This window comes from Prochlorococcus sp. MIT2302, assembly GCF_059772385.1.
This window is the reverse complement of sequence record NZ_CM186285.1, coordinates 222,665-247,481: the sequence shown is the minus strand read 5'-3', so window position 1 is coordinate 247,481 and position 24,817 is coordinate 222,665. Positions and strand designations below refer to the sequence as shown.

31 protein-coding genes are annotated in these 24,817 nt (G+C 33.0%); 15 read left to right on the top strand and 16 right to left on the bottom strand.

All coding sequences use genetic code 11. The features are described from left to right. Nucleotides 1-27 precede the first annotated feature (27 nt). Nucleotides 28-192, top strand: a complete 165-nt coding sequence (locus AC6EI2_RS01305; protein ID WP_498462635.1) for a hypothetical protein — start codon at nt 28-30, stop codon at nt 190-192. A 45-nt stretch (nt 193-237) separates the two neighbouring features. On the opposite strand, the gene AC6EI2_RS01300 is transcribed toward AC6EI2_RS01305, so the two are convergent. Beyond that, nucleotides 238-1,077 carry an undecaprenyl-diphosphate phosphatase gene (locus AC6EI2_RS01300; protein WP_498462634.1) on the bottom strand — a complete coding sequence of 280 codons (840 nt, stop codon included), beginning with the start codon at nt 1,075-1,077 and terminating at the stop codon, nt 238-240. A 79-nt stretch (nt 1,078-1,156) separates the two neighbouring features. Here AC6EI2_RS01300 and AC6EI2_RS01295 point away from each other — a divergent pair, with 79 nt between their 5' ends. After that, nucleotides 1,157-1,438, top strand: coding sequence for a hypothetical protein (locus AC6EI2_RS01295; RefSeq protein ID WP_498462633.1), 282 nt, complete (start codon nt 1,157-1,159; stop codon nt 1,436-1,438). A 39-nt stretch (nt 1,439-1,477) separates the two neighbouring features. Here AC6EI2_RS01295 and AC6EI2_RS01290 read toward each other — a convergent pair whose 3' ends face one another. The 5 genes from AC6EI2_RS01290 to AC6EI2_RS01270 all read right to left on the bottom strand — a co-directional run bounded on the left by AC6EI2_RS01290 (nt 1,478) and on the right by AC6EI2_RS01270 (nt 5,792). Next, the gene (locus tag AC6EI2_RS01290) at nt 1,478-1,612 is read right to left on the bottom strand and encodes a DUF8629 family protein (protein ID WP_498462632.1); all 135 of its coding nucleotides are present in this window, start codon (nt 1,610-1,612) and stop codon (nt 1,478-1,480) included. 101 nt (nt 1,613-1,713) lie between these two features. Beyond that, nucleotides 1,714-2,091 carry a GIY-YIG nuclease family protein gene (locus AC6EI2_RS01285; RefSeq protein ID WP_498462631.1) on the bottom strand — a complete coding sequence of 126 codons (378 nt, stop codon included), beginning with the start codon at nt 2,089-2,091 and terminating at the stop codon, nt 1,714-1,716. A gap of 137 nt (nt 2,092-2,228) precedes the next feature. After that, on the bottom strand, nt 2,229-3,239 hold the full coding sequence (locus AC6EI2_RS01280; RefSeq protein ID WP_498462630.1) for a nucleoside/nucleotide kinase family protein: 1,011 nt from the start codon (nt 3,237-3,239) through the stop codon (nt 2,229-2,231). Further along, nucleotides 3,236-4,036 carry a mannosyl-3-phosphoglycerate phosphatase-related protein YedP gene (yedP, locus tag AC6EI2_RS01275; protein ID WP_498462629.1) on the bottom strand — a complete coding sequence of 267 codons (801 nt, stop codon included), beginning with the start codon at nt 4,034-4,036 and terminating at the stop codon, nt 3,236-3,238. The genes AC6EI2_RS01280 and yedP overlap by 4 nt, the downstream gene beginning before the upstream one ends. 4 nt (nt 4,037-4,040) lie before the next feature. Further along, nucleotides 4,041-5,792: a sugar phosphorylase gene (locus AC6EI2_RS01270; protein WP_498462628.1), complete on the bottom strand. Its 1,752-nt coding sequence runs from the start codon at nt 5,790-5,792 to the stop codon at nt 4,041-4,043. A gap of 71 nt (nt 5,793-5,863) precedes the next feature. Here AC6EI2_RS01270 and AC6EI2_RS01265 point away from each other — a divergent pair, with 71 nt between their 5' ends. After that, nucleotides 5,864-7,051: a glycosyl transferase gene (locus AC6EI2_RS01265; protein WP_498462627.1), complete on the top strand. Its 1,188-nt coding sequence runs from the start codon at nt 5,864-5,866 to the stop codon at nt 7,049-7,051. Nucleotides 7,052-7,073: 22 nt separating this feature from the next. Here AC6EI2_RS01265 and AC6EI2_RS01260 read toward each other — a convergent pair whose 3' ends face one another. After that, nucleotides 7,074-7,847, bottom strand: coding sequence for a sulfite exporter TauE/SafE family protein (locus AC6EI2_RS01260; RefSeq protein WP_498462626.1), 774 nt, complete (start codon nt 7,845-7,847; stop codon nt 7,074-7,076). 48 nt (nt 7,848-7,895) lie between these two features. Further along, the gene (locus AC6EI2_RS01255) at nt 7,896-8,105 is read right to left on the bottom strand and encodes a DUF8647 family protein (RefSeq protein WP_498462625.1); all 210 of its coding nucleotides are present in this window, start codon (nt 8,103-8,105) and stop codon (nt 7,896-7,898) included. 153 nt (nt 8,106-8,258) lie between these two features. On the opposite strand from AC6EI2_RS01255, the gene AC6EI2_RS01250 reads away from it, so the two are divergent. Both AC6EI2_RS01250 and AC6EI2_RS01245 read left to right on the top strand, forming a co-directional pair. Next, nucleotides 8,259-8,453 (top strand): hypothetical protein, encoded by a 195-nt coding sequence (locus AC6EI2_RS01250; protein WP_498462624.1) that lies wholly within the window; start codon nt 8,259-8,261, stop codon nt 8,451-8,453. 106 nt (nt 8,454-8,559) lie between these two features. After that, nucleotides 8,560-8,958, top strand: a complete 399-nt coding sequence (locus tag AC6EI2_RS01245; protein ID WP_498462623.1) for a DUF2862 domain-containing protein — start codon at nt 8,560-8,562, stop codon at nt 8,956-8,958. A gap of 4 nt (nt 8,959-8,962) precedes the next feature. Here the strand turns inward: AC6EI2_RS01245 and AC6EI2_RS01240 are convergent, their stop codons facing one another. Then, nucleotides 8,963-9,250 (bottom strand): hypothetical protein, encoded by a 288-nt coding sequence (locus AC6EI2_RS01240; protein WP_498462622.1) that lies wholly within the window; start codon nt 9,248-9,250, stop codon nt 8,963-8,965. A 136-nt stretch (nt 9,251-9,386) separates the two neighbouring features. Between AC6EI2_RS01240 and AC6EI2_RS01235 the strand changes: the two genes are divergently transcribed. Next, nucleotides 9,387-9,551: a hypothetical protein gene (locus AC6EI2_RS01235; RefSeq protein ID WP_498462621.1), complete on the top strand. Its 165-nt coding sequence runs from the start codon at nt 9,387-9,389 to the stop codon at nt 9,549-9,551. 528 nt (nt 9,552-10,079) lie between these two features. Here the strand turns inward: AC6EI2_RS01235 and AC6EI2_RS01230 are convergent. Beyond that, nucleotides 10,080-10,586 carry a josephin gene (locus AC6EI2_RS01230; protein ID WP_498462620.1) on the bottom strand — a complete coding sequence of 169 codons (507 nt, stop codon included), beginning with the start codon at nt 10,584-10,586 and terminating at the stop codon, nt 10,080-10,082. A 146-nt stretch (nt 10,587-10,732) separates the two neighbouring features. Here AC6EI2_RS01230 and AC6EI2_RS01225 point away from each other — a divergent pair, with 146 nt between their 5' ends. Continuing rightward, on the top strand, nt 10,733-12,046 hold the full coding sequence (locus AC6EI2_RS01225) for an NRAMP family divalent metal transporter (RefSeq protein WP_498462619.1): 1,314 nt from the start codon (nt 10,733-10,735) through the stop codon (nt 12,044-12,046). 51 nt (nt 12,047-12,097) lie between these two features. On the opposite strand, the gene AC6EI2_RS01220 is transcribed toward AC6EI2_RS01225, so the two are convergent. From AC6EI2_RS01220 to AC6EI2_RS01210, 3 genes are read right to left on the bottom strand one after another with little or no spacing between them, the layout of a single operon-like run. After that, nucleotides 12,098-12,886: an ABC transporter permease gene (locus AC6EI2_RS01220; RefSeq protein ID WP_498462618.1), complete on the bottom strand. Its 789-nt coding sequence runs from the start codon at nt 12,884-12,886 to the stop codon at nt 12,098-12,100. 1 nt (nt 12,887) lies between these two features. Then, a complete protein-coding gene (locus AC6EI2_RS01215) occupies nt 12,888-13,685 on the bottom strand; it encodes an ABC transporter permease (RefSeq protein WP_498462617.1) in 798 nt (265 codons plus the stop codon). Next, a complete protein-coding gene (locus tag AC6EI2_RS01210; RefSeq protein ID WP_498462616.1) occupies nt 13,682-14,680 on the bottom strand; it encodes an ABC transporter ATP-binding protein in 999 nt (332 codons plus the stop codon). Before AC6EI2_RS01210 ends, AC6EI2_RS01215 begins: the two co-directional genes overlap by 4 nt. Nucleotides 14,681-14,775: 95 nt before the next feature. On the opposite strand from AC6EI2_RS01210, the gene AC6EI2_RS01205 reads away from it, so the two are divergent. Further along, nucleotides 14,776-15,168 carry a DUF8680 family protein gene (locus AC6EI2_RS01205; protein ID WP_498462615.1) on the top strand — a complete coding sequence of 131 codons (393 nt, stop codon included), beginning with the start codon at nt 14,776-14,778 and terminating at the stop codon, nt 15,166-15,168. Nucleotides 15,169-15,404: 236 nt separating this feature from the next. Here AC6EI2_RS01205 and AC6EI2_RS01200 read toward each other — a convergent pair whose 3' ends face one another. Continuing rightward, complete coding sequence (locus AC6EI2_RS01200) at nt 15,405-16,262, bottom strand: NAD(P)-dependent oxidoreductase (protein WP_498462614.1); 858 nt, start codon at nt 16,260-16,262, stop codon at nt 15,405-15,407. A 135-nt stretch (nt 16,263-16,397) separates the two neighbouring features. Here AC6EI2_RS01200 and AC6EI2_RS01195 point away from each other — a divergent pair, with 135 nt between their 5' ends. The 3 genes from AC6EI2_RS01195 (at nt 16,398) to AC6EI2_RS01185 (ending at nt 17,536) form a co-directional block, all read left to right on the top strand. Beyond that, nucleotides 16,398-16,616: a hypothetical protein gene (locus tag AC6EI2_RS01195; protein WP_036907367.1), complete on the top strand. Its 219-nt coding sequence runs from the start codon at nt 16,398-16,400 to the stop codon at nt 16,614-16,616. 191 nt (nt 16,617-16,807) lie between these two features. Continuing rightward, nucleotides 16,808-17,143, top strand: a complete 336-nt coding sequence (locus AC6EI2_RS01190; RefSeq protein WP_498462613.1) for a hypothetical protein — start codon at nt 16,808-16,810, stop codon at nt 17,141-17,143. Nucleotides 17,144-17,149: 6 nt separating this feature from the next. Further along, the gene (locus AC6EI2_RS01185) at nt 17,150-17,536 is read left to right on the top strand and encodes a 2Fe-2S iron-sulfur cluster-binding protein (RefSeq protein ID WP_498462612.1); all 387 of its coding nucleotides are present in this window, start codon (nt 17,150-17,152) and stop codon (nt 17,534-17,536) included. Between the two features lie 14 nt (nt 17,537-17,550). On the opposite strand, the gene acsF is transcribed toward AC6EI2_RS01185, so the two are convergent. Both acsF and carB read right to left on the bottom strand, forming a co-directional pair. Then, entirely contained in the window at nt 17,551-18,657 is a 1,107-nt protein-coding gene (gene acsF / locus AC6EI2_RS01180) for a magnesium-protoporphyrin IX monomethyl ester (oxidative) cyclase (protein WP_498462611.1), read from the bottom strand. Nucleotides 18,658-18,883: 226 nt separating this feature from the next. Continuing rightward, nucleotides 18,884-22,192 (bottom strand): carbamoyl-phosphate synthase large subunit, encoded by a 3,309-nt coding sequence (carB, locus tag AC6EI2_RS01175; RefSeq protein WP_498462610.1) that lies wholly within the window; start codon nt 22,190-22,192, stop codon nt 18,884-18,886. A gap of 120 nt (nt 22,193-22,312) precedes the next feature. Between carB and AC6EI2_RS01170 the strand changes: the two genes are divergently transcribed. Genes AC6EI2_RS01170 through AC6EI2_RS01155 form a run of 4 tightly spaced genes read left to right on the top strand, consistent with a single transcriptional unit; the run spans nt 22,313 to nt 24,774 of the window. Beyond that, entirely contained in the window at nt 22,313-22,948 is a 636-nt protein-coding gene (locus AC6EI2_RS01170) for a DUF3318 domain-containing protein (RefSeq protein ID WP_498462609.1), read from the top strand. Beyond that, nucleotides 22,941-23,315, top strand: coding sequence for a ribosome silencing factor (gene rsfS, locus AC6EI2_RS01165; RefSeq protein ID WP_498462608.1), 375 nt, complete (start codon nt 22,941-22,943; stop codon nt 23,313-23,315). The genes AC6EI2_RS01170 and rsfS overlap by 8 nt, the downstream gene beginning before the upstream one ends. After that, complete coding sequence (locus AC6EI2_RS01160) at nt 23,308-23,808, top strand: CGLD27 family protein (RefSeq protein WP_498462607.1); 501 nt, start codon at nt 23,308-23,310, stop codon at nt 23,806-23,808. Before rsfS ends, AC6EI2_RS01160 begins: the two co-directional genes overlap by 8 nt. A gap of 45 nt (nt 23,809-23,853) precedes the next feature. Next, on the top strand, nt 23,854-24,774 hold the full coding sequence (locus AC6EI2_RS01155; RefSeq protein ID WP_498462606.1) for an asparaginase: 921 nt from the start codon (nt 23,854-23,856) through the stop codon (nt 24,772-24,774). Nucleotides 24,775-24,817 lie beyond the last annotated feature (43 nt).

The following is a 24,817-nucleotide window of genomic DNA, read 5'->3' as shown; positions in this document are numbered from 1 at the left end:
TAGACTAGAAAAATGTATTACTAATCAGTGTCGTTGACTAAAGATTGGATTAATTTCGTTGTACTAATCAAAACTGCAAGAAAAACAAAAAAACTTAAAAAAATAATTAATGCAAAGAGATATGGTGGTATATCAATCTCCCCAAAAGAAACAATGAATAAATTAGTTAAAGACTTCATCAAGAACAAATAAATATCATAAATCAATATTAAACCAAGGAATATAGAGAATTTAAATTTATAAAGCTGATAATATAAAGAAACCAAAAGCTAAACGATAATAGACAAAAATAAAAGTATTATTTTTAGCTAAGAACTTCAGAAGCAGGTCCATAGCAAATAATGAAGAAAAGAAGGATGAAATAATCCCAAGAACTGTAGGTAAAATATCTGTTGCAGATAATGTTCTAAATAGAGTAAAAAATTCAACTAGCCCTGAAATTGAAATAGCTGGGATCCCAACCAGAAAAGAAAGTCGAGCTGCAGTTTTTCTTTCAATTCCAGAAAATAAAGCTGAGGTCAAAGTAATACCAGATCTTGATACTCCAGGGATTAAAGCAAGTGATTGAGCAAGGCCTAACAACATAATATCTTTTAAATTAATATCATTAATTAGTTTTTTTCTTGTACCATAAATTTCCGAAAGTGCTAAGAATGATCCCATTAAAATAGATGTAATAGCTATGGCAAATAAACCTCTTAAGTTCGAATCAGAAAAATAGGGCCAATATAATTTGATAAAAAACCCAAAAATACATATTGGAATGTTGGCGATAAAAATAAAAGTGGCAAGTCTAGTATTATCGTCCTTTAAAACTTTACGCTGATTAAAATTCAAAAGAAAGGAAACAATAATTGAACTAATCTGATGTCGAAAATAATAAATAATAGCAACTGCACTTCCTAATTGTATTGAAGCTGAGAAAGAGACGCCAGGATCATTCCATCCCAAAAAATAAGGAACAACTTTTAAATGAGCTGTACTACTAATGGGAAGAAACTCAGTAAGACCTTGAACAATTCCTAAGAAAATTGATTTAAGGTAAACAAATAAATAAGGACTAATGTCTTCGTGCATATTTTCAAAATAAAAAAATAGGAACTCGCTAATTTCTTCTAATTTTCAATTAGTATAGATATAATTTCATGAATAAATCATGGGTAAAAAATTTATATTCTCATTAATTCTTGTTCTAACATCATTGGCTGGATTACAAGGAAAGGCTAAAGCAGATTACTGGTTAGTAATAGGCAGCTATAGACAAGGTCCTGGAGGAAAACCACAAGTAAGTGGGATCACAAGTCCATCATTATTTGCTATTCCTATTGGGTCTGAAAGGATGTGTATGGAAGCTGGAAAGAAAATCGAGAATGATATCTACAAACCTGTATGGCAATTTGACAGCAAATGGACATGCATCAAAAATTCGAGTAATTAAAGGAAATCGTAAAAATTGCTATGAATTGAGTAAAAATTATCATCTCTGTACATCATGAGCACATCCATCTCCTTCATAATCATCACTATTGTAATATCCATTCTTAGTGCCAAAAAAAACGGCAGAGACAACGAAAGGTACTGCTACAAAAATTAAAAAATTAGATAAATTCAAATCAATCTAAACAATTTATTTGAAGTCAATCTAACAAGAAAATCAATTTTTTTTACATTAAAAATCTTTATAAATAATTAATCTATTAAAAAAAGTACCTATCAGCTAAATCTACTAAGTATTGGATCTACTGCAAACTCAATAATGATAAACGTTAGTGTCAGCCAAGAAAGGATAAAGAATATAACTAAACTTGGACCTTTGAGAAAAGGTTGAAAATAATTATTAGATCCATCTCCATCAAGGAGAGACTTGCATTCTTTTACCTGTGAATTAGCAAGTCGATAGTAATCTGAACCAGGTAATCTGTAATCAATATATGTTTTCCTAAGATTTTTAATAATCGGTTCAGGTTTTTCGGTAATTAAGAAAGCTATCAATTCTCCAGGTCTTAAATCAATTCTTGTGCGTTCAAGGTTGTTAGTAAAACCAATATTGAATAAATCGCCGTTTTGAATCAAATAGATATATGAAGCCATTTTATAGGCATGTGTAAGATTTATATTTAATGATAATAGTGTGTAAGTAGATTAAAAGATAAAAGTTTAACAAAAGATAAAACGAGTAAACAAAATAATAAAAATCAAATCAAACACTAATTAATATATATTAATTACTAAAAATGATATTTAGTTGAATTTAATTTTTTAATGCGACGATTTTGATTGATTTCGACAGACGTATCTGAGTTAATAAGTGATAAAGATTGCTGTGGAATTGCGGTTTGAATCATACGTATAAAATTTGATAAATTATTACCATTTAAACCTGATCCTGTTAATTTAATCATTTCATTTTCTTGATTAGATTTCCACAAGACTGTATTATTAAATTCTGAAGATTTAAGGTGCCATATTTTATGAAATTTTTTCCAAATTTCACTATATTCTACTAATGATTCTTGTATCAAAGCACGATAATCCTTTTCAGACTGGCTCAAGGACAAATTAAATTCATCCTGATCCAAATAATCAATTTTAAATAAATCTGAAACGGGAACGCAACCAACAAACCATCCTTCTAAGATTAAAACTTTAGGTTGATAGTCACACCAACCTGATCTATCCCCTTTTCCGTCTCTTAAAGACTTATCAAAAGCAGGACTGCTTAAAACACCTGTTTCTAAAAAAGTGTCTAATGATTGATGCAATAAATCTAAAGAATGACTACCTGGAAAACCTCTAGGAACATTCCATGGATTACCCTTAATTGCAATATCCATTTCTTGAGAAGGCAAATAAAAATCATCTAAAGATATAACTTTAATATCTAAAGACAGTTCTCTAGCTACATTATCAATCCAAAATCCGAGAGTGGTCTTTCCAGATCCAGGTAGCCCAGAAAAACCTATTATTATTGGCTTATTAATAGTATTTGTATAATTTTCTAAAAGAGAAAAAAATGGAAAAGTTAGAGACCATTTCCAATCTGATTTTTGATTTGGTTTCCAATATTTATCAATATTGGATTGAACATTAAGATCAGACCATTTCTTATAAAAGAGTGAAGGATTAATAGAAAGTGCTTCAAGAAACAAACCATAAGTATCTAGGGAAAAAAGAAAGTCTTTCGTTAAATCCCTAGGAAAGATATAATTTAGATCATAATTAATACCGTTTTCTTTCATAAAACCTTAAATTCATTAATTACATCCTCAACACTATTTGACCATCCCTGTGCGTGAGGAGCATTTGCTAATCGAAAAGAACCATTATCAATACCATTCTGTAAATACTTATTTGGTCCATTTTTACCAGGAATAACAATAGAAATATCAGCATATTCAAGCAAAGGGAGATCATTTTGCGAATCACCAAGTGCAATAATCTTTACATCCTTGTTCTTTAGATAAACTTTTAGTTTATTAACGGCCTGGCCTTTGTGACTTTCACTGGAAAGCAAATGACTCATCCTATTACCTTTAAAAACATGAACGTTATAAGAATCACAAATAAGTTTTACTTTTTCAAAAATATCATCAGGAGGATTTAAGAAAGGAACACTCCAATGCCTATCAAGAGCTCTGGTAATACCTTGATCAGACAAACCAGTGAGTTCAAATATTTGTTTTATACTTAAATCATTTAATGGGGTTAAGTGGTAGTTAACTTTCCTAGATATATTAAATAATATAATTTTTAATTCCTTATAGCTTTTTCCTAAGATCAATTCCCATTCTGATGTATTTTGTTCATAATATCCATAAATAGCCGCTCCATTTTCTACAATAAAAGGGTCTATCAATGCATTCTCTTTTCTAAAATATCTAACTTCAGAAGCAGTTTTACTTGTACAAGGTATTACAGGAATATTCAATTCAGCCAACATTTTCAATGTTTTGTTTGCAGGAGAAATATCGTAGTCTTCATCCATTAATGTCCCATCCAGATCTGTAACTATCCAATATTTAGAATTATTTTTCATAAGGCTAATCAGCTAATGTAAGCCAAACTACTTGATATGGATTAAGAGTGAAAGTATCAGTACTCAAATAAGAACCTGTAATATTATCTAGTAAACGCTTTTGAGGACCTAAATCTATTAAATTAAATTCAGTTAATGGAGAAATACTTAAAAATTCGCGAGACATATTACAGATAATATAAACACTGTCTTCAGCCAAACCTCTTTGAAGAATTACACAATTAGCTGTTTTTGTAGAGATAGATTTCATACTCGACTCCGGATGAAAAGCTTTAAGCCTTGACCTGACCTTAACTATATGAGTGAGGTATGAAATATTTTTACTAGCTGGAGAATCAAAGTTTTTAAGTGTCAGAAGTAATTTGCTTGCTTCAAATTTTTCTCGATTTAAATCTCTTCTTTGACCAGTTTTCCTAAAAGAATCAAGATCATTAGGGGAGGCTAAAACAGCTGGAAGATAAAAGGCTGGAACACCTTTTATAGATAAAGTAAAAAGCTGACTTAACAAAAAACGTTCAAATTGAAATACCGTATTATCAGGGCCTTCGTTAGACATCGCGCTCCACCAACTAATATTTAATTCATAAGGTTGATCTTGTCCATTTGACAGCCGGCGATGACTAACTAATCCTCCGCGTTTCTCTGATTCAACCAATAGATTATGAATTCTATTATCGTCCATAATTCCCTCTAATGCTCTCAATCCAATCCCATCATGTGAAGAAGTGAAGTTGAGTAGAGATGTATCCCTGGGCAACTCATTCCAATTAGATAACCAATTATTCAATAAATCAGTTTTACCAGTATAAATAGCTTCTAATAATAAAGGAGGCAACGTAAAATTATAAGCAAGGTTGGCTTCATTACCATCAACCAAATAAGAAAGATTTTCTTTTTCTGGAACATTAGTCTCGGTAATTAATACAGCTGAAGGTTTAATAATTTTTAAGCATTTATTTAAAAGCTTAACTATTGAATGTACTGGATCTAAATGTAAACAAGTCGTATATGGCTCCTTCCAAACGAATGCAATTGCATCAAGCCGAATCCATTCAACCCCATTTGATATATATCTAACTAATAGTTTCAGAAACTCAAGAAAAACATGTGGATTTCTCCAATCAACATCAATTTGATCTGGTCCAAATGTTGTCCAAACCTTCCTAAGGCCTTTTCTAGTATTGACGTTAGTGAAGAGAGATGAATTTCTAGGCCTTATAACTTTCTCCCAAATATCAGTCTCAGAAGGAGCAACTATGTACGACTTATCAGGATCCTCAGATTTTATAAATTGATGCACCCATGGATGAGAAGAAGAGACATGATTTAAAACAAGATCTGCCATTATTTTGTGCTTATTTGATAAATTCTTTAAATCATTCCAATTACCAAAAGCATCTTCAATTTTTTCATGATTTGAGACAGCAAATCCTCCATCACTTGTTGAAGGAAGAAATGGTAAAACATGTATGACTGAGAAAAGACCACTTAATCTATTTTTTACGAATTCAGTTAATGTTTTTAAAGTTGATTCATCTTTCCTATAAATTGAATCTGGGTAAGTAATCAAAACTACACTTGAAGAATCCCAAATTGATTTGATCTCTAATTCTTTAATCTCCTGGTTAACACAAAATGGATCGAGTATCTGCAACAATTGTGACCACACTGAATTGATTTCTTGTTCAGAGTGGTCAGGATAAATTTCCCTGAGAGACAATTTCAGCTCAGCTAATTCACTATCCAACACAGACACTCTTTAAAGGAAAACAATCTTCTCTACCTCATCGTAGCTCCCACCTTGAATCTGTAAAACTTTTATCTTGAATGGACTTTCAGCAGGGATTAATCACAACTATTCATGAGTACGGATTAGCAAAAGATCCAGTAACTCAACTAAATAAAGACCTCTTAAAACGACCAACATCAATTCTTATTCCATGCCTATTCGAAGAGTTCAGTAGGCCAGCATTAAAGCTTATAAGATCTACGCTAAACGAGTTAAAAAATTTAAATCAACTTGTCATAGCCCTATCTGCTAGTAATCGCGACGAGGTCGAGAAGGCAAGAGATTTCTTTAAAGAAATGCCATATCCAGTTCACGTCCAATGGACAAATAGCCCATTGGTTATTGAATTACTAAAAGACCAAGAAAAAAACGGATTAGATCTATTAGGTGTTCCAGGAAAAGGATGGGCCGTATGGCAAGGAGTTGGTGTTGCCACGAAAAGTTCAGAAGTCGTAGCACTTTTCGATGCTGATATCAGAACATTCAACTCCAATTATCCAGCAAGAATGTTGGGTCCTTTACTGGAAAAATCCAATGGGATTTCATATGTAAAAGCTTTTTACAGCCGCCTATCTCTTGAGACAAATGCACTACAGGGGAGAGCTACGAGATTATTTGTAGGTCCACTTCTATCAAGTTTGGAGCAATTGATGGGCAATGCTCCATTCCTTCAATATTTACAATCATTTAGATATCCGCTGGCTGGAGAGTTTGCTTTTACTACAGACTTAGCAATGAATTTAAGAATTCCTTGTGATTGGGGGTTAGAGATAGGGCTTCTATCAGAGGTTTATAAAAACGTACGTATATCACGAATCGCACAAGTTGATCTGGGTATTTTCGACCACAAACACAAAGAAATAGGTACAAAGGCTAACGAAGGTCTCCAAAAAATGTCTACGGAAATTCTTTCCAGTGTTTTAAGGGGATTGATGGAACATGAAGCAAGAACACTTACAAGTTCTCAATTAGCAAACTTGGAGGTTTTATATCGAAGAGCAGGTGAAGATAGAGTTAAACAATTTAGTTTAGATTCCTCAGTAAACCAATTGCCTTACAGTCGACATAAAGAAGAACTAGCAGTTCATACTTTTGGAAAACTATTAAGACCCGCAATCAATAAATTCCTTGAATCACCTGTTAAGCAGCAATTGCCTTGCTGGGCAAGAGTTTTAGACTGTGAAAGTAAATTGCAAGATGATTTAAAAAAGGCTGGGTGCGCTTAAAAAAACATGAACAAATTAATACTTATACAAAAGCTTTAATTAGTAATGAAATTCCTACAGAAAAAGAAACTAATTCAAAAATAACTTTAATAAATTTGGACCCTTTAATTATTGACAAATAAGCTCCAAAATAACCACCTAAAAGCGAACCTAAAATCAAGGTAGGTATATAGCTCCAAATAATATTCCCCTTTAAACCCAAAGAAAGTGCGCCAATACCATTCCAAAAAATTCCAACAAATACTAAGGTATAAGCAACCGCGATAGGAAAATTTAAATCAAATATTATTATCATCCAAATCGTCACGAATAGTCCAGTACCAGAAGAAAGATAGCCATTGAAGAAGCCAATTATAAAAAGGCCTAATATTCCAATTAGTATCTTTAACTTATTAATTCGTTTTTTTGTATTTGAACTGCCAAGATTTTTCTGTTTTATTGAATAAAAGCTAAGAAACAAAGTTAAAAAACCTAATAAGGTAGTAGAAAAGTTATTAGGTAAAATGGAAGAAGTATACGCCCCTAATAAAACGCCAGGTATACCGGGAATTAATATCAAAAACGCATATTTTATTTGTAAACTATTTTTTTTCAAGTGTGGGACTGAAGCCCCAATGCCTAGCGCAACACTAGCAACTTTATGAGTTGCCAAAGCTTTTGAGAAAGGTAAACCAAAAAATATGAGAGCTGGTAGTTGTATTAAGCCTGCGCCTCCTCCAGATAACGCGGAAATGAAATTAGATAAAAATGATATTAATCCCAAGAAGATTTGAGAAACAACATCATTATTTAACATACAAATCTAAATGTAATATTTTATACAAAAAAATCTTTTTTGAATGATCTAAATATTCGTAATCATTTCCCTTCTAATAAGATCAATACAGTTTGGATGCTCATGAATATACCTATTAAATTCCATCGCAAGTAATCTTGCTTCATATGCATCGCATGCATAAAAGCAATTCTCAAGACGTTGATTATCACAGTTTCTATAATGAACTGTGTAAGGCCTTAAGCTTGAAAGTGGGATTTTAAATTGAGTTTGATTCATTTTCAATTTATATTCCTATTTCAGTTATGCATCCATTAGAAAAATTTTTCTACGGATGTCTTGTAACCAATATAAATTAAAATTTATTTAGAATTTATATTTGAATAAAAATATGTTTTATAAAAGATTAAATAAATTAGTAGAGTTATTCACATGTTCGAATTATCTGAAATAGATCTAGGATCTGCACTCTTATCAACTTTTGTCTTAATAGGATTCATAGCAACGGCTTTTGTCTTTATAAGACTTACAATAATTGGAATTAACTATATCAAAATAAATTATTCAAATAAAGAAGAAGCTGAAAGCTTGAAAAAGGAAGACAAAAGCGAAAGGAAAGGTTTTTAAAGACAAGAAGAGGCTTTCCAACACACAAAGGGCTTATTAGTAAATGGAATGTTAACTCATTGATTCAAAAAATATGTTAATTTAGTAAAATCTAAAGTTATTCATAATGGAAGTAAATCCACTAATACCAATTGGGGCAAAGATAAAAGTAGACAAGTCAAAAATAGAAAATCTAGTGCCAAGCAAATTATTGGATAAATTACCTCAAATGATTAATGGAGAAATTGTTGATTATAAAATGACAGATGGGATGGGTATTGGATATGTATTAATGACTGAAAATAATCAAAAAATTTGGATTTTCAACACCGAATTAAATGAACAAACAAGACAAGAATATAGCTTGAAAGAGACTAATAAATACAATAATACCAAAAATAGTGATCTTATACTAGGAAAGTATAAAGTGACTTATATGATAAATGGAAATAGAAATATTAAAACAATAACAAATCCAATAAATCTAATTAACTGGATAATATTTACGATGAAAGATATTTTATAAACTACTAATCAACTTGCCTTTTCATAATAAGAAATAACATATTCCCAATTTTAATTGTTTCTGAAAGTTCCCATCTATCCAACCCCTTTTTATTTAGAAATTTACTTAGTTGAATAGCAGGATGCTCGGAACTTTCATTTTCTTGGAACTGTTCTGGGAATTGATCCTTAAGAAAGTCTGCACTCAGTGAACCTTTAAGTTTTTCGCTTGCAGCCTCAGGGTTGCTCGCTTCCTCATTTTTACTTGATGAAGAATCTACATTTAGATGAACTACATGATATTCCCACTTCATAAATATAATTAAAGATAATATTTATTATACATAATTCAACTATAAGCTAATTTGATATATTCAGATTTAAAAAAGTTAAAATTCAGGATTTGAGTCAAAAAAAATATTAATATGTAGAAAATCAATTAAAATTATAGTGGAAGGATTTGACCCAGCGATAAATTATGGTCCAAATGACGCAGGCATATCAGCCGTAACAATAATTCTAGGTATTATTAGCTTAATTGTTATTTCATGGTTATTTGGAAAAATATATGCACAAGTTGTCAAAATATTCGAGAGCAATCATAAAAATAATTAGTGGATAAAATCAAATTAAAAATATTTATATCTAAAGAATAAACGCAATAAAAAAAATAATCTTAAATTAAATCAATACAGTTGTGAATTATTGCAAACTAAAATTACAAATCAATATTAGATGTAGTATTTTAACATTTATCTATTAATACTTAATTATGTTGGCTTCATTGATGGTTCATGAATGGGCGACCCCATTAAATTTGTCAGCTCCAATAGCTGGAATAATAACTATAGGTGGCTTTATGGGTTATTACAGTTTATCTAGGAAGTTTTAGAGCTAACACCTTAAGGTTAAATAGTAGATACAAATAAAAAATAAGTTTACAGTATTTAGTTTTTGAATTATGGATATTTTATATATATATTCGCTGAAAAAATAAAAAAATTTCATGGAGTTTATTGATTTCCAGGGAAAGGTTTATTTCATGTTGTTTCACTAAGTCATTCTTCTGAACTTCCCTTATTAAAAAAGTCAAAAATAAACATCTTATAGTTCAAGATATTTACGAAAATGGATATTAAATTTTTACCACATTAATTCATTATTTCTATCTTTTCTATATGATGAATTATAAGGTTTAAAATTTAGTAATTCTTCTAATTTAATAGCAAAGTCATAAGTATCTCCTTTTAATCCTATATTAATATAATTATTTTTTGTTTTAATTTTTTTTCTAAAGTTCAATATACCAATGTATTTTTTCCATATAATTTGATTATTATAATTATATGCCCATAGATCAAAGATATCCTCCATAAGATAAATAGGAATCTCAGAAGAATAAGCTGTATTTGAACCATCTAATTTAAATCGATCTAATTGTGAATAGTAAGAGAGAATATCTAAGGTTGTATTAATTGCTTCCTTAACTTCAACTGCTCCTTCAAGACCAAATAACTCCTTTCTATAGCACTCAAGAAATTTAGTCCCAAGAGAATTGTAAATATCTTCCTCATCAGTAAAGTTAACTAGCCAAAAGCCTTTACCCTCACTTACACCTGACGCTAAATATAGATTTACTGATTTAGTCATTACGAAAAGTCTATAGAACCTTGGCAATAAATAGAATTTAGAAAGGCTAGTTTAATAAAATGATATCTTGCTATAAATAATAACCTTTATGTACTTAAATTGAAAAAATTATTTTTATTGCGAAAATAAAATGACTTCTAAAAAATATGGAAAAAGTAGTTCCAAGTAAATACAATGGTTATAGAAAAAGTCTTGGCCCTGGAATCCTTTTAGCTGCAGCATGCATAGGCGGATCTCACCTGATGTCATCTACTACAGCGGGAGCTAAATTTGGATTTACGCTTATTGGACTAATCTTATTAACAAATTTAGTCAAATATCCATTTTTACTTGTCGGTACAAGATTTACAGCTGTTACTGGACTATCGCTTTTAGAGGGCTTTCAAAAACGTAATAAATTTTATTTGCCATTATATTTAATAGTTGGATTAATTACTGGTACATTTACTATTTCCGCAGTTAGTTTTGTAACGGGTCTTCTATTAAAAAATATAGTAATTTTTTCATCCTTCCCTACTTTAGATTTAGCAATAGGTATTTTAATAGTATGTTCATTAATATTATTTATAGGTCAATATAAAGCCCTTGATAGGATTTCCAAGATTCTTGTATTTTTGCTTACATTATTAACATTTTTTGCTGTTATATCCTTATTAATAAAAGGACCTGCAGGAGATATCAATCTCTCATTATTAAATAGCAATCCCTCTCCATGGACCCTCTCAAACTTAGGATTTTTAATTCCCTTGATGGGTTGGATGCCTGGTCCAGTAGAACTTTGTATATGGCCATCACTATGGATGTTTTCTAGAGCTAAAGAGACAGAACATACCGCTAGTTTGGGAGAGGCAGAATTTGATTTCAATCTTGGATATTTCATCACAGTTATAACTGCTATTTTCTTTCTAACTCTTGGTGCCTACACAATGTACGGCACTGGCGATGAGATGCTTACAGGTTCAGGTGTTAGTTTTGCTCAGAATTTAATAAGTTTATACACAGAATCTATTGGTGGGTGGGCAAAGTGGATAATTGTTCCTGCAGCCTTTGCAGCTATGTTTAGTACCACGCTTACATGTCTAGACGCATATCCAAGAAGCATTTCATCAGCTCATGGCTTGATAACTCGCTCAGACAAAGGAAATAGCACTACTTTGACAGAAAAGAAACGTCTAAAAAAATGGATCATATTTCATGTGTTTGCATCGCTTTGTGCACTTTTGATTGCCAAATCTGGCGGGATTGGAGTTAAAGACTATGTATTTGGGGCTATGACCGGTAGTTTTCTATCAGCTCCTCTCTTTGCCTGGATGGCTATGGATACAATGAATAGTCCACTAGTAAAAAGTCAATTTCGTTATGGCCTTGTTCTAAAAACAATTTGTTGGTTTGGAATTTCATTCCTCACAATCTTTAGTTTATTATTCGTAATCAATACATTCTTTGGTATTGGGCAATAAATCAATCCATAAATTATAAATACAATTAAAAATAAAAAATATTTATTTTAATTAACTTGAAGCAGAAGTATAGTGTTTAAGAGCAAACTTCCAGAATAATCTACTAAGAATAAAAAACAAACTACTTAATAATAAACCAAATAATAATATATTAAATTTAAGATCACCTAAAATTGCTTCAGCCGGAAAAGTGGTTAAAAAAGCTACAGGTAAAACCAAAGTAAATATGAATCTCAAAATAACTGGGTAAGCTGAAATGGGATATCTACCTGCAGCCAACAAAGCTCTAAGTACCTCTGTTGCATTCCATGTCTTAACAAACCAGATACTACTTGCAGCAATTAGGAACCAGACTGAATAAAGAATAACAAAACCGATGAATAAGGAAATAATGAATACAGATAGGGAGTAAATTGAAAAAGAGGAGCCAGTTTCGATAGACGCCCAGAAAACAATAGAAAGTCCCAAAATGATTTCAGGTAACCCTGCAAAAGAAAACTTTTTAACTGATAACCAAAATTGACTATCAATAGGTTTTAGCAATACATAATCTAAAGTACCCTCTCTAACGTAATTGACTATTTCGGTTAAATTTGGTCGTAAAATAGCATTTGTTAAACCATCTAAAAAGGTATAAACACCTTGAATAACTAAAGCCGATTCCCAAGTCCAATCTCCTAATTGTCTTCCTCCAGTAAAGAAAAGAGATAATATAAACACACTTCCCAAGAGTGTACCCAACATAGCTAGCAACTCAATTAAAAAATTTAATTGATATTCAAGTTGAGATGCAAAAGCTGTAGACCAAAATAATCTAATTGTTTTAAAATAACGATACATATTATGCTCCCATAGCTGTATATCTTTTTACACCAAGTTTCCAAAGAATATTAACTGAAGGAATGAGAATTGAGATCCACAATATTTGAGCTAAAAAACCATTAAATATATTAACTGGCATGCCTGATAAAATCTTTGCTGGAAAATTAATTAGATAAGGAAAAGGCGTTAGCATTGCAACTTTTAGAACATTAGAAGGAAAGGCTGATAAGGGTACTAATAAACCAGAGAGAAAAAGATAAGGAACAAATATTAATCTCTCTAGAGAACTGGATTTTTCAGTCCAAAAACAAAGAGCAGCAACTAAACTTTGCAGAAGAAATGCAATAGAAAAAGCCAAATGAGTTGATAAGTATGCAAGAAACACTTGAGATAATGGAGGGATCCAAAAAGATGAAGGATTTAGTATGAAAAAAGTTATGGCGATAGCTATTGCGAAAGGTAGTCTTGTTGCCTGCTCTGCTAAGTGAGCCGCTACATATCTCAAAAGAGGATGCAGAGGCTGAAGTAAATACGGTGATAATCGACCGGAGAGTGAGTCTTCTTCAAAAGAAAAAACAACCCATACGACAGAAAACTGCCTAACCAAAAAAGCACTCAGAAAATATCTTGCCAAGCCAATATCATTTAGACCAAATGTATTACCAACTTCATTTTGACTCCAAAGGGAAAACATTATAAAAGGAAGCACCCCCGAAAGAGCCCACAAAGCTATTTCGATGCGATATTCCAACATGTATGCATATTGTGTTGTAAGTAAAGTCTTAATAACCTTGAAAGACAATCCAAATATTCTCAATTGACTTCTCCTTTTTTAAATAATTCTCCGATCAATTGATCAATAGGAGGGTCACTAATCTCTAAATCTATAATATCAAAATCAGTTAAAAGATTACTTACTACTTCTGTTAACTTATCCCTTGAAACTAACAAAGATATAAAACGATCATTCAAATCTTGAATCTCACCATATTTAACAAATTGATCTCTTATACATGGATTTTTCAATTCAACTTTTACCTCTCGTGAGGGTGATAATGAATTAGCAAGCGAATCAAGATCGCCATCGTAAAAAAGCTTGCCTTTGTGAATACAAATTACTCTTGGACATAACGCTGTAATATCAGCCATGTAATGACTAGTTAGTAAAATTGTCGCGCCAGTTCTTTTATTGTATTCAGATAAAAAGCTACGAACTCTTGCCTGTGCATTGACGTCAAGTCCTAGAGTAGGCTCATCTAGAAAAAGAACAGATGGCTTATGTAATAAGGCCACAAGTATTTCAGCTTTCATTCTTTGTCCTAAAGATAACTTTCTGACTGGTCTTGTAAGTTCTTCTCCAAGTTCAAGCATATCGGCCAATTCATTTATTCTTTCTTTTGCTTCGTAGTCAGACAAACCATACACAGCAGCATTTACATACAAAGAGTCCATTGGAGGAAGGTCCCAAATCAACTGTTGCTTTTGACCCATCACCAAAGTTATCTCATTCAGAAAAGCGGTTTGCCTTCGTTGAGGAGAAAAACCACAGACATCAACCAAGCCTCTCGAAGGATGAATAAGACCACACATCATTTTTAATAATGTGGTTTTACCTGCCCCATTGGCTCCAAGAAAGCCAACTATTTCTCCTCGAGTGATTTTGAAACTTATATCAGTAACAGCCGGAACATCATTAGTCTTTCGATCAAAAAAATGCTTAAGAGTGCCTTTAAACCCCGGCTGTTTATTTGCAACTCGATAATATTTACTCAGCTGATCTACAAGGATCAAGTTACTTGGATTCTTAGGCAATTAAATGTCAAATGCATCAACATTAAGATAAAACATTTTTGCGTTAATAGCAGATAAAATCAAATCATAGAAAAATTGATAGGTTTTAAAACTAAATGGAAGAACAAAAATATTTAATAGCGATTGCTCTTGCTGAACAAAATAATAAAAGGTTAATGCCTATTGGAGGAAAAACTTTTACTGGAGTAGATTCTGAAAATCAACCTCCAATAAAAGAAGCTGAAAAGATACTACTTGATTTATTGCTTAGGTTATTTAAAAGAACTAATGAAGGTAATTTAAAAATCTCAAATGATGAAACAGGCATATTATTAGCAGAAATTAGTTTTGAAAGTATGCAAAATAAACTCCCGTTAATCAAATCAGATTGGATTAACACAGGGAATACAGATACTTTAATAGACAAATTAAAAAAAATATCCTCAAATCTTTGGAGTATTAAATATAAAAAACATGAAGGAATAATATTTGATGACTTAATAAATTAAGCAATTATCCAGAGATTTTTGATTGAGCTTTTTCAGCCTTACGAATAATCTTCTTCGCTTCATCACGAGACAAGCAAGATTCGGCTTTAGTTTGTAACCTTATTAGTTTTGCGTGCTGTTTTCCCAAATTCATAACCTAGCTCTAACATATCAATAATCAAATTTACTATAACATGCTTCACTAAGATTGTAAACAAATAAGCAATCAAAGTCTATCTATTACAGTTATCCTTGTCTTATTTTTTTATTAATGAGATGTATCTATGAAGAACAGCAACATCAAGTTCACCTAGGCCGACTTGAATTAGCTTTTGCTCCATTTCTTTTACTCTAGATGCAATTGGTAGATCAATGTTAATAGATTTCGCTAGATCAATAGCAATAGATAAATCTTTATTATGCAGCTCTAATTTAAATCCTAAGGGATGTTTATTAATCAACATAGCTTTTGATCTATTTTCTAATGGCCAGGAATTAGCTGCCCCAACTTTTAAAGCATCAATTACATCATCCATTGGCAAATCAAGCAATTTACCTAATTCCATTGCTTCAGCAACTGCTGCATATGTTCCTGCAACCAGTATCTGGTTAAGAGCTTTGACTTGTTGGCCTTTACCAACGCCATTAAAGTAATTTATTGATTTACCTAGCACTTGAAATATATGTTCAAAAGATAAACATTCTTCTTTACTTGCACCAATGAACAAAGACAATGAACCCTCAGAAGCTCCCTCTGTACCACCAGAAACAGGGCAGTCAACATAAAGTATATTTTGTTGAGCTAATCTTTTATGTATTGAGATAGATTTATTAGGACTTATTGTAGAGAAATCGATAACAAATGAATTAGGCTTTAATGAGCCTGAAACACCATTAGCGCCAAATAAAACAGATTCAACTGCATCGTCATCAGTAACGCAAATCAAAAGGCCATCACAGTTAAAAACAGCTTCTGCAGGATCAATAAAATATTTTCTTTCATCGTCATTATTAAATTTTTTTCTCTGATATAAATTCAAATCATAGCCGTTATCCATTAAGCGCTGAGACATGGGCTTCCCCATAGACCCAAGACCAATAAAAGCTAGTTTCATAAAATAAGATTTTCATACAAAACGAACTAAGAGTAATAATTACGAGAAAGATTTGAACTATTACTATAAAAAATTAATATGATGCCAAATTAAGAAAATATGATGCGATAATCTATTCATTGAATACTTAAGAAATTGACTAATTTTACAGATTCCAAGAATGCGACTCACCATTGGTATCCATTCTTGAAGTATCAAGAGGAATGTGAAGCCGCTGGGAAGGAAGCTAGTGTAAATGATTGGATGAGAGCTTCAGGGCAACTACAAAACAGAATTGATTTTGAAGAAGCAAAAAAAGCAGCTGAAGCTGAAGCTCTTAAAGCGAAGGCTGAGGCACCTAAAAAAGAGGCTTAGATAATTAATTATCAATTAAGGAACTATATTTACTCCTTTTAAATAATTTGAAAGCTAATCAAGGAAACAAGGAAATCTTGTGAAGATCTATCAAACCATTTGCATCAATGTAGGTCATTTTACTAAGGTTATTTAGTTAAGGTCCTAGGAAATACATAACCTAAGATCAAACTTTTTCTGATCCTCAATTAATGTCAGAGATCAAAGCCCTAAACGTACTACTTGCACCAGAGGGTCAGTTGCAGGGTAATGGACAACTAAGAGAATCTTTTCACGAGAGAAGGGATCGCAAAGGATCTGATTATCCTATGTGGTTTTTAAATTCATCATTGGTTATTAAATTCAATATCTCAGACAAAGAAGGATATGAGGCTGTTGTTGCAGAAGAATCATCAACAATAGCTTGGCTAAAGCTTCGTTTTGGTGGAGAGAAGTTCACAAAAACACTTAATACTGAAGAGCTTTGGGAACATGCAAGCTTGCCACCTGAACCACCAGAAATAAAAGACATATCGACACAAGAGTAAATATTTATGAAACCAGTTCACAAAATAACAATTCACCATAAGCAAGAAGGTAAAACATATACCTTTGAGGTTCCTGAAGGGGAATATATTTTGAGAAATTTCGAGTCAAAAGATGAAAATGGTCAAATAATCGGTGATAAACTCCCATTCTCATGCAGAAACGGTTGTTGCTCAGAATGCGCAGTTAAAATAATTTCAGGTGAAATGGATCAACAAGCTTGCATTGGCTTGTCTAAAGAGTTGCGAGAGAAGGGATTTGGATTATTATGTGTTTCCAAAGCAATAGGCCCATTGGAATGCGAAACGCAAGAAGAGGACGAAGTTTATAACGCTCAATTTGGGAAATACTTCAAAGGATTGGATACACAAGCAGGAAATCCCTTTGATATTTAAATTCCCAAAAAATCTTACTTATCAGTCCAGAAATTCAAAATATCTCCACCAGTAAAATTAACATCCTTGTCGTATCTTAATGCATTAGTTTTTTCCATCGGCAATGCAAATTGCCTAAAAATTAAAGATACAAATTTCACGAACTTGACTGGCTTTGTTAACCCTTTTGTCGACACAAATGCCCTAAAAGATTCAATAATTTTGTTTCTCAAGTCCCAAAACTTTTCGTCTTCAAGATTAAATACCCAAGGGAAAGCATTTTTAGAGGTGTGATTTGTTCTTTTTATAACTTCCTCATCAAATTCTTTAGGCTCAATGCCCAATAATTCGTAAAATTCACCTCTCTCACAAACTGTCAAAGTATGAGTTAGAAATACACTCCAAAGGAAAAAACGACTTAATAACTTACCTCTCCAACCTTTAGTAATTCCAGGCCAACATCTCATCATTACAGTAAAACAGTCTCCATGCCTGTTCTCGTCTTGACACCATGGTTCAAAGAAGTCAAACAAAGGAGCAAAGGCTTCTCCTGGATTTGCTTTAAGGTGCCTATCCATCAAGATATATCTCCAATAACCAATTTTTTCTGACAGGTATACAGAGTAAATAACCCAACTTATTGGGAACCAAGTTGCTGCTCTTTTCCCACCTAAATGAGGTAGATCAACCTCAATCCCCTCAGCGACAAGAGCTCTACTGAGAAATCCTGCATGCCTAGCTTCATCTCTGGCTAAAAACTGAAATAGTTTTCCAAGATCTCTATTTCCTTCTTTCTTTAAGCGATTAGAAATTTCCTTAAAAAGTAAGAAACCTGAAAACTCAGAGATAACAGATCTTACTAAATAACTTTCATAGACCTCTTTTGACTTCTGCGGTAATTCTTGCAGCCTATCTAAACTTGCTTTTCTATCGAAATGAGTGCAATTATAATCAGCCTTCATCTCTGAAAGCATCGCTTCAAACTCTTCACGAGCATCAGTTAATTCTGTCTTGGCAGCTTTCTTAAATTCGGTTACATAAAAACGAGGTGTTAAAAGGTTCTCATCTAAATGTGGCGGCAACTCGTTAGTTCCGCGTGTATCAACTCTTAGTTTTGGGGAAGAAGAAGCTGTAGCGGTCATTCAAATTATCAAGCAAGAAGATAATTGTATGTCTTAATTAGAAAAAAAGGTGAATTTTTAATGAGGTAGTAATAGAGCTTTGCGTAAAACGACAAAAAAAGGAACTAAAAAAACATATACAAAATTACTATTTAGGGATTTACAGAAAAAAAAACACAACAGGGTTAATAATATTTAGAATAGAAATATTACTATTAATTAAATAACCTTTCAAGCGAAATATCGCTTAGGAATGAATATCTTGTAAGGCTGAAACGGATAAGACTTGATTCTGCAATGCTTCAATTCCCTTCACTGCAGCACTAGCTCCTTTTAATGTCGTCAAAGTTGGAACTGAATAGTCAAGAGCTGCTTTCCTAAGATATTTATCATCATAAATTGCTTGACGTCCAATTGGCGTATTTATTACCAACTGAACCTTTCCAGATCGAATCATATCCTCGATATTTGGTCTTCCTTCATGAACTTTAAGAACTCTTTCAACCTTTAAACCAAATTTCTCGAGATACTTAGAAGTGCCAGATGTTGCCAAAACTGAAAAACCTAATTCAATTAATTTTTTTGCTACGGGAATCAATGCTGGTTTGTCTCGATCATGCGTAGATAAGAAAACAAAACCAGAAGTAGGTAATCCCTCACCGGCAGCGAGTTCGGATTTTGCATAGGCCATTCCAAAAGTATTAGCAGATCCCATCACCTCACCTGTTGAACGCATTTCTGGTCCTAAAACACTGTCTGAGCCAGGAAAACGTCTAAACGGCATAACCGCCTCTTTTATTGATTGAAGAGGTGGAATTGGTTCTTGATTTAAACCAATATCCTTGAGGTTTTTACTTAAAAGCAGCTGAGTAGCAATTTTTGCAAGAGGGATTCCCGTGGCTTTTGAAACGAAAGGAACAGTTCTTGAAGCCCTTGGATTAGCCTCAATAATGTAAACAATCTCATTACCTTCAACATCTCTTTTAACAGCAAATTGAAGATTAATTAGACCTACGACATTTAGCTCAATAGCTAAAGATTTTGTCCAACGCTTGATTGTTTTAATTGAGTCACTAGATAGCGTTATGGAGGGGAGGCAGCAGGCTGAATCGCCAGAATGAATTCCAGCAGGCTCAATATGCTCCATCAATCCTCCAATTACAACATCGTTGCTGACATCACATAAAGCATCAACATCGACCTCAATGGCATTCTCTAAATATTGATCAATAAGAATTGGATGTTCAGGTTCAACGTTTACTGCTTCCTTGATGTATCTTTCCAACTCATCTTGCTCATAAACAATTTCCATAGCTCTACCACCTAGAACATATGAGGGCCTGACGACTAAGGGATAGCCAACTTTATTAGCGACATCCAAAGATTCTACGAAAGTTCTAGCGATTCCATTCTTAGGTTGCCTAATATTTAATTTTCTCAAAACCTTATCAAATTGCTCTCTATCCTCAGCCAAGTCAATTGAAAACGGGGATGTTCCTAATACTTTTGTTCTTAACTTTGTGTTTTCGGGTTTCTTCAACCAATTGACTATTGGTAAAGAAAGTTTTAAAGGGGTTTGTCCTCCAAATTGAACAACTATCCCATAGGGTTCCTCAAATTCAATAACATTCAGAACATCTTCTAGGGTTAAAGGCTCAAAATAAAGTATGTCGCTTGTGTCATAATCAGTTGAGACCGTTTCGGGGTTACTATTTATCATTATTGTTGTATATTCTTCCTCTTGAGCTTGATAAGAAGCATGGCAACAACAATAATCAAATTCAATGCCTTGACCAATACGATTTGGTCCTCCACCGAGAATTAAAATTTTATTTTTATTATCTTTTTTAATTTCACTTAGATTAATATTTTTGATTATATTTCCATCTTTATCAATGGTGCAAACTGGTCTTTCATATGTAGAATAATGATATGGTGTTTTTGAGGAAAATTCGGAGGCGCATGTGTCTACTGTTTTATAAACAGGTAATATTTTAAGAGAAGTTCTTATAGATCTAATTGATAGTTCATCAGTATTTAGAGCAAATGCAATCTGACGATCAGAGAAACCAATTTGTTTAAGCTTGAATAAGAAATTAGGCTCTAAATCGTTAATATTTTTATACTGAAGTAATTTTTCCTCTGCATTTACTATATTCCTCAATTTTGACAAAAACCAAGGATCTATTTTAGAGAAAGAAAATATATCATTATCAGTGCGACCGTTCTTCATAGCTAATCTTATATACATTATTCTTTCAGGAGAAGGGGTCCTTAATTGTCTTTCTAATTCAACAGATGAAAGCTTTTCATCATCACGATCGCACCCCCAACCACTCAATCCAGTCTCAAGAGATCTTATTGCCTTTTGAAAAGATTCTTCAAAACATCTTCCTATTGCCATAGCCTCTCCAACTGACTTCATCGAGGTAGTAAGTATTGAGGAACTTCCTGAGAATTTTTCGAATGCAAAACGAGGAATTTTAGTAACCACATAATCAATTGAAGGTTCAAAACATGCGGGGGTTTTACCAGTAATATCATTAATAATCTCATCTAATCTATAACCAACGGCCAAAAGAGCAGCAATTTTTGCTATTGGAAAACCTGTAGCTTTACTTGCTAAAGCAGATGATCTGCTAACACGAGGATTCATTTCAATTACTATAACTTCACCATCAATTGGATTGATTGCGAATTGGATATTGCTTCCACCAGTAGCAACACCAATTTCTCTAATTATTGATATTGAATAATCTCGTAAACGTTGATATTCTCTGTCAGTTAGAGTTTGAGCAGGGGCTACTGTAATAGAATCTCCAGTATGAACTCCCATAGGATCAACATTCTCAATACTGCATATAATTACAACATTATCTGATAAGTCTCTCATAACTTCCAGCTCAAATTCTTTCCAACCTAAAAGAGATTTTTCAATAAGTATTTGAGAAACAGGGCTAGCATCTAAACCTGTTTTGCATAATTCTAAAAATTCATCCTGGTTATAAGCAATACCTCCTCCACTTCCGCCTAATGTGAAAGCAGGTCTGATAATTTTGGGAAATGAAGAGATTTTATTTCCTACTATTTCAGCTTCTTGAAGATCAGAAGCAATGCCAGATGGGCATACGTTAACCCCAATATTATTCATCGCTATTTTAAATAAATTCCTATCCTCCGCTTTCTTAATTGCATTTAGATCAGCACCAATTAATTCAATGTTGTACTTATCTAAAATTCCAGACTCTGCTAATTCAACTGAAATATTCAATGCAGTTTGGCCTCCCATCGTGGGCAAAAGAGCATCAGGTCGTTCTGTTTCTATGATTTGTTCAACAACTGAGGCTGTCAGAGGCTCTACATAAGTCCTATTTGCCGTTTCGGGGTCGGTCATTATTGAAGCTGGATTTGAATTAACTAAAATGACTTCAAAGCCCTCGCTTCTTAGGGCTTTACATGCCTGGGTACCGGAATAATCGAATTCACAGGCCTGACCAATAACAATAGGTCCAGAGCCTAGTATCAAAATCCGACGTATATCTTTACGCCGTGGCATTTGAATCTCTTGTAAACTTCATTTATGTCATGCATTCTAGGTATCTGTTTATCATCTACTGTCTAGATCGGCAAACTACCACTAAAGTTTAACTAACTATCCGAACAAGAAACAAAGAGTATGAGCGAACTACAGCGCCTAAAAGGGCTGCTGCCACCAGAAAACCAAAGCTGGGTATTTATTGAAGCCGCGGCAGCAATAGATCCTCCCTTAATCACGCTCGAAGAAATTGGGCGAGATGAAGTGGAAATCCAAGTTGATCTCGAGCAATGGGATTACTTAGCTCAAGATCATAGAAATTTATTGTTTTGGCATGAGGTGGGACGCATTCAGAATGACACCATCCCTAGAGATGGTTGGGAAATGGCAGCTCTAGCAATAGGTTTAGGTGGTGCAATTGGAGAATTATGGGTACAAGATGGACTGCTTCTTCTAATGGCTCTTGGATTGTCAGGATTTGCGGGCTACAGATTATATCTAAAGAACAATTCAGAGAAACGCTTACAAGACGCAATCGCAGCTGATGAGAGAGCTATTGACTTAGCTTGTCGATTCGGGTATAGCGTTCCAAATGCATATAAAAGTCTTGGTGGTGCATTAAAAGATTTAGTAGAAAAATCTAGAAAGAAAAAAAAGAGAACATTTTACGAAGACAGATTAGAAGCCTTGAGAAAAAGTGCTGAGAGAGCAAGAGCAGAAATGGCATCTCAAGAAGGTTCTAATAAGTCAGTTACAAGTGAAAATGTTTATGGATAATAATAGGTTAATTGAACTAGCTGCAGGAGCTTGCGATGATAGAAAAGCTGGGGATATAAAACTTTTAAAGGTTGATCAAGTTTCTAGTATTGCCGATTGGATATTAATTACAGAAGGTCTTTCCGACGTTCAAGTAAGGGCAATAGTTAACAATGTGGAAAAGACTTTAAAAGAAGAAGCAGATCTACTCCCTCTCAGAAAGGAAGGAATTAATGAAGCAAAATGGGCATTATTAGATTACGGAGATTTAATAATTAATGTTTTTCAACCTTATGAAAGAAAATTCTATGATTTAGAATCATTTTGGAGCAATGGAATCTTTCATGGTTTTACTAATAATCAATTGATCGTATTAAAAGATGGATAATACAATATGTCCTGTTCCTTCAAATCAAAGGCCATTAAACGAATTTAATAGTATTAGGAATTCTTGGATAATCTCCTGGCCTTTTTTAAAAAGAAGTATTTTCTATAGGAAACTAGCACTAAGTTGGTTTTTTATTACACCAATTAGCTATACAATATCTTATGGAAGCGATTACCTGAAAAATAATATTTTTGACCTTACTTTTGTAAGTTTAACTTCCTCTCTTCTTGTCCCTTTATTATTATTAATTAGGCAATGGTTAAGTTGGGTATATATATATAATAGACTAAATTCTGAGACCATTGAATATGAAGAATCTGGTTGGTATGATGGTCAAGTTTGGGAAAAACCAATTGAGTGGAGATCGAAGGATTTACTTATAGCTCAGCACCAAGTTAAACCTATCCTAAATCATCTAGAAATAATAATAATAATACTACTCTTCTCAATTACTTTATTTTCATTGTTATTTATAGTTTTAGAAATGAATTAACACATGAATATACAAAGAAAATTAGAAAGTAACAGCTTAAATTCTATGAAAGTCCTCGTAAAAAGAGGTTCAAGTGTTGAATCAATTCATAGAGCTCACGCGTCAATTTGTGATACGAAAGGCAGGACATTAATGAAAGCTGGTTCGAGTGAATATGAAACTTTTATAAGGTCAGCATTGAAACCTTTCCAGGCATTACCATTTCTTACGAGTGGAACTTTAGAAAAATTCAATTTAGACAATAGAACCTTAGCTCTCGCATGTGGTTCACATTGTGGTTCTGCGAATCAAGCTAGAACAGCTTTCAAACTCTTATGGAATGCTGACATAGATATAGAAGAACTCAAATGCCCCATCCCTCAAGATAAAAAAAGCAGGCTTCAACACAACTGTTCTGGGAAACATTCGGCATTTCTGGCAACTTGCAAGAAAATGAACTGGGATCTAGATAGCTATTTAATGGGACATCATCCCCTTCAGAAAGAAATATTCAGAAGAGTTTCTGATTTATTGAAAATACCAGTTGAGGAATTAATTGCGGAAAGAGATGATTGTGGAGCGCCAACATTACTTTTGCGTTTGTCACAGATGGCTATTTTATACGCACATTTATCCAGATCAGACCAGCCAGAATTTGAAAAAATAACTCGCGCAATGACTCAGCACCCAGACCTAGTAGCTGGGGAAGGGTATTTTGATTCTGAATTAATAAAAAGAGGTCATAAGCAAATAATAAGCAAAGGAGGGAGTGAGGGTATTCAATGTATAGGCCTATTGGGTGAAGGAATTGGACTCTCAATAAAGGTAGAAGATGGGTCGAAAAGAGCAAAGCATGCAGTAGCCATTCATCTCCTTCGTCAGCTTGAATGGATCACCCCATCAGCAATAGAGGAACTTGATGAGATCACTCTCCAAAAAAAACCTGGAATCTATTTCGAAGTTGAAGGAAAATTAAAGATCCCTTAACTCAAACAAATCGATCTTTTTAGTCGCATAAAGATGTATGCTT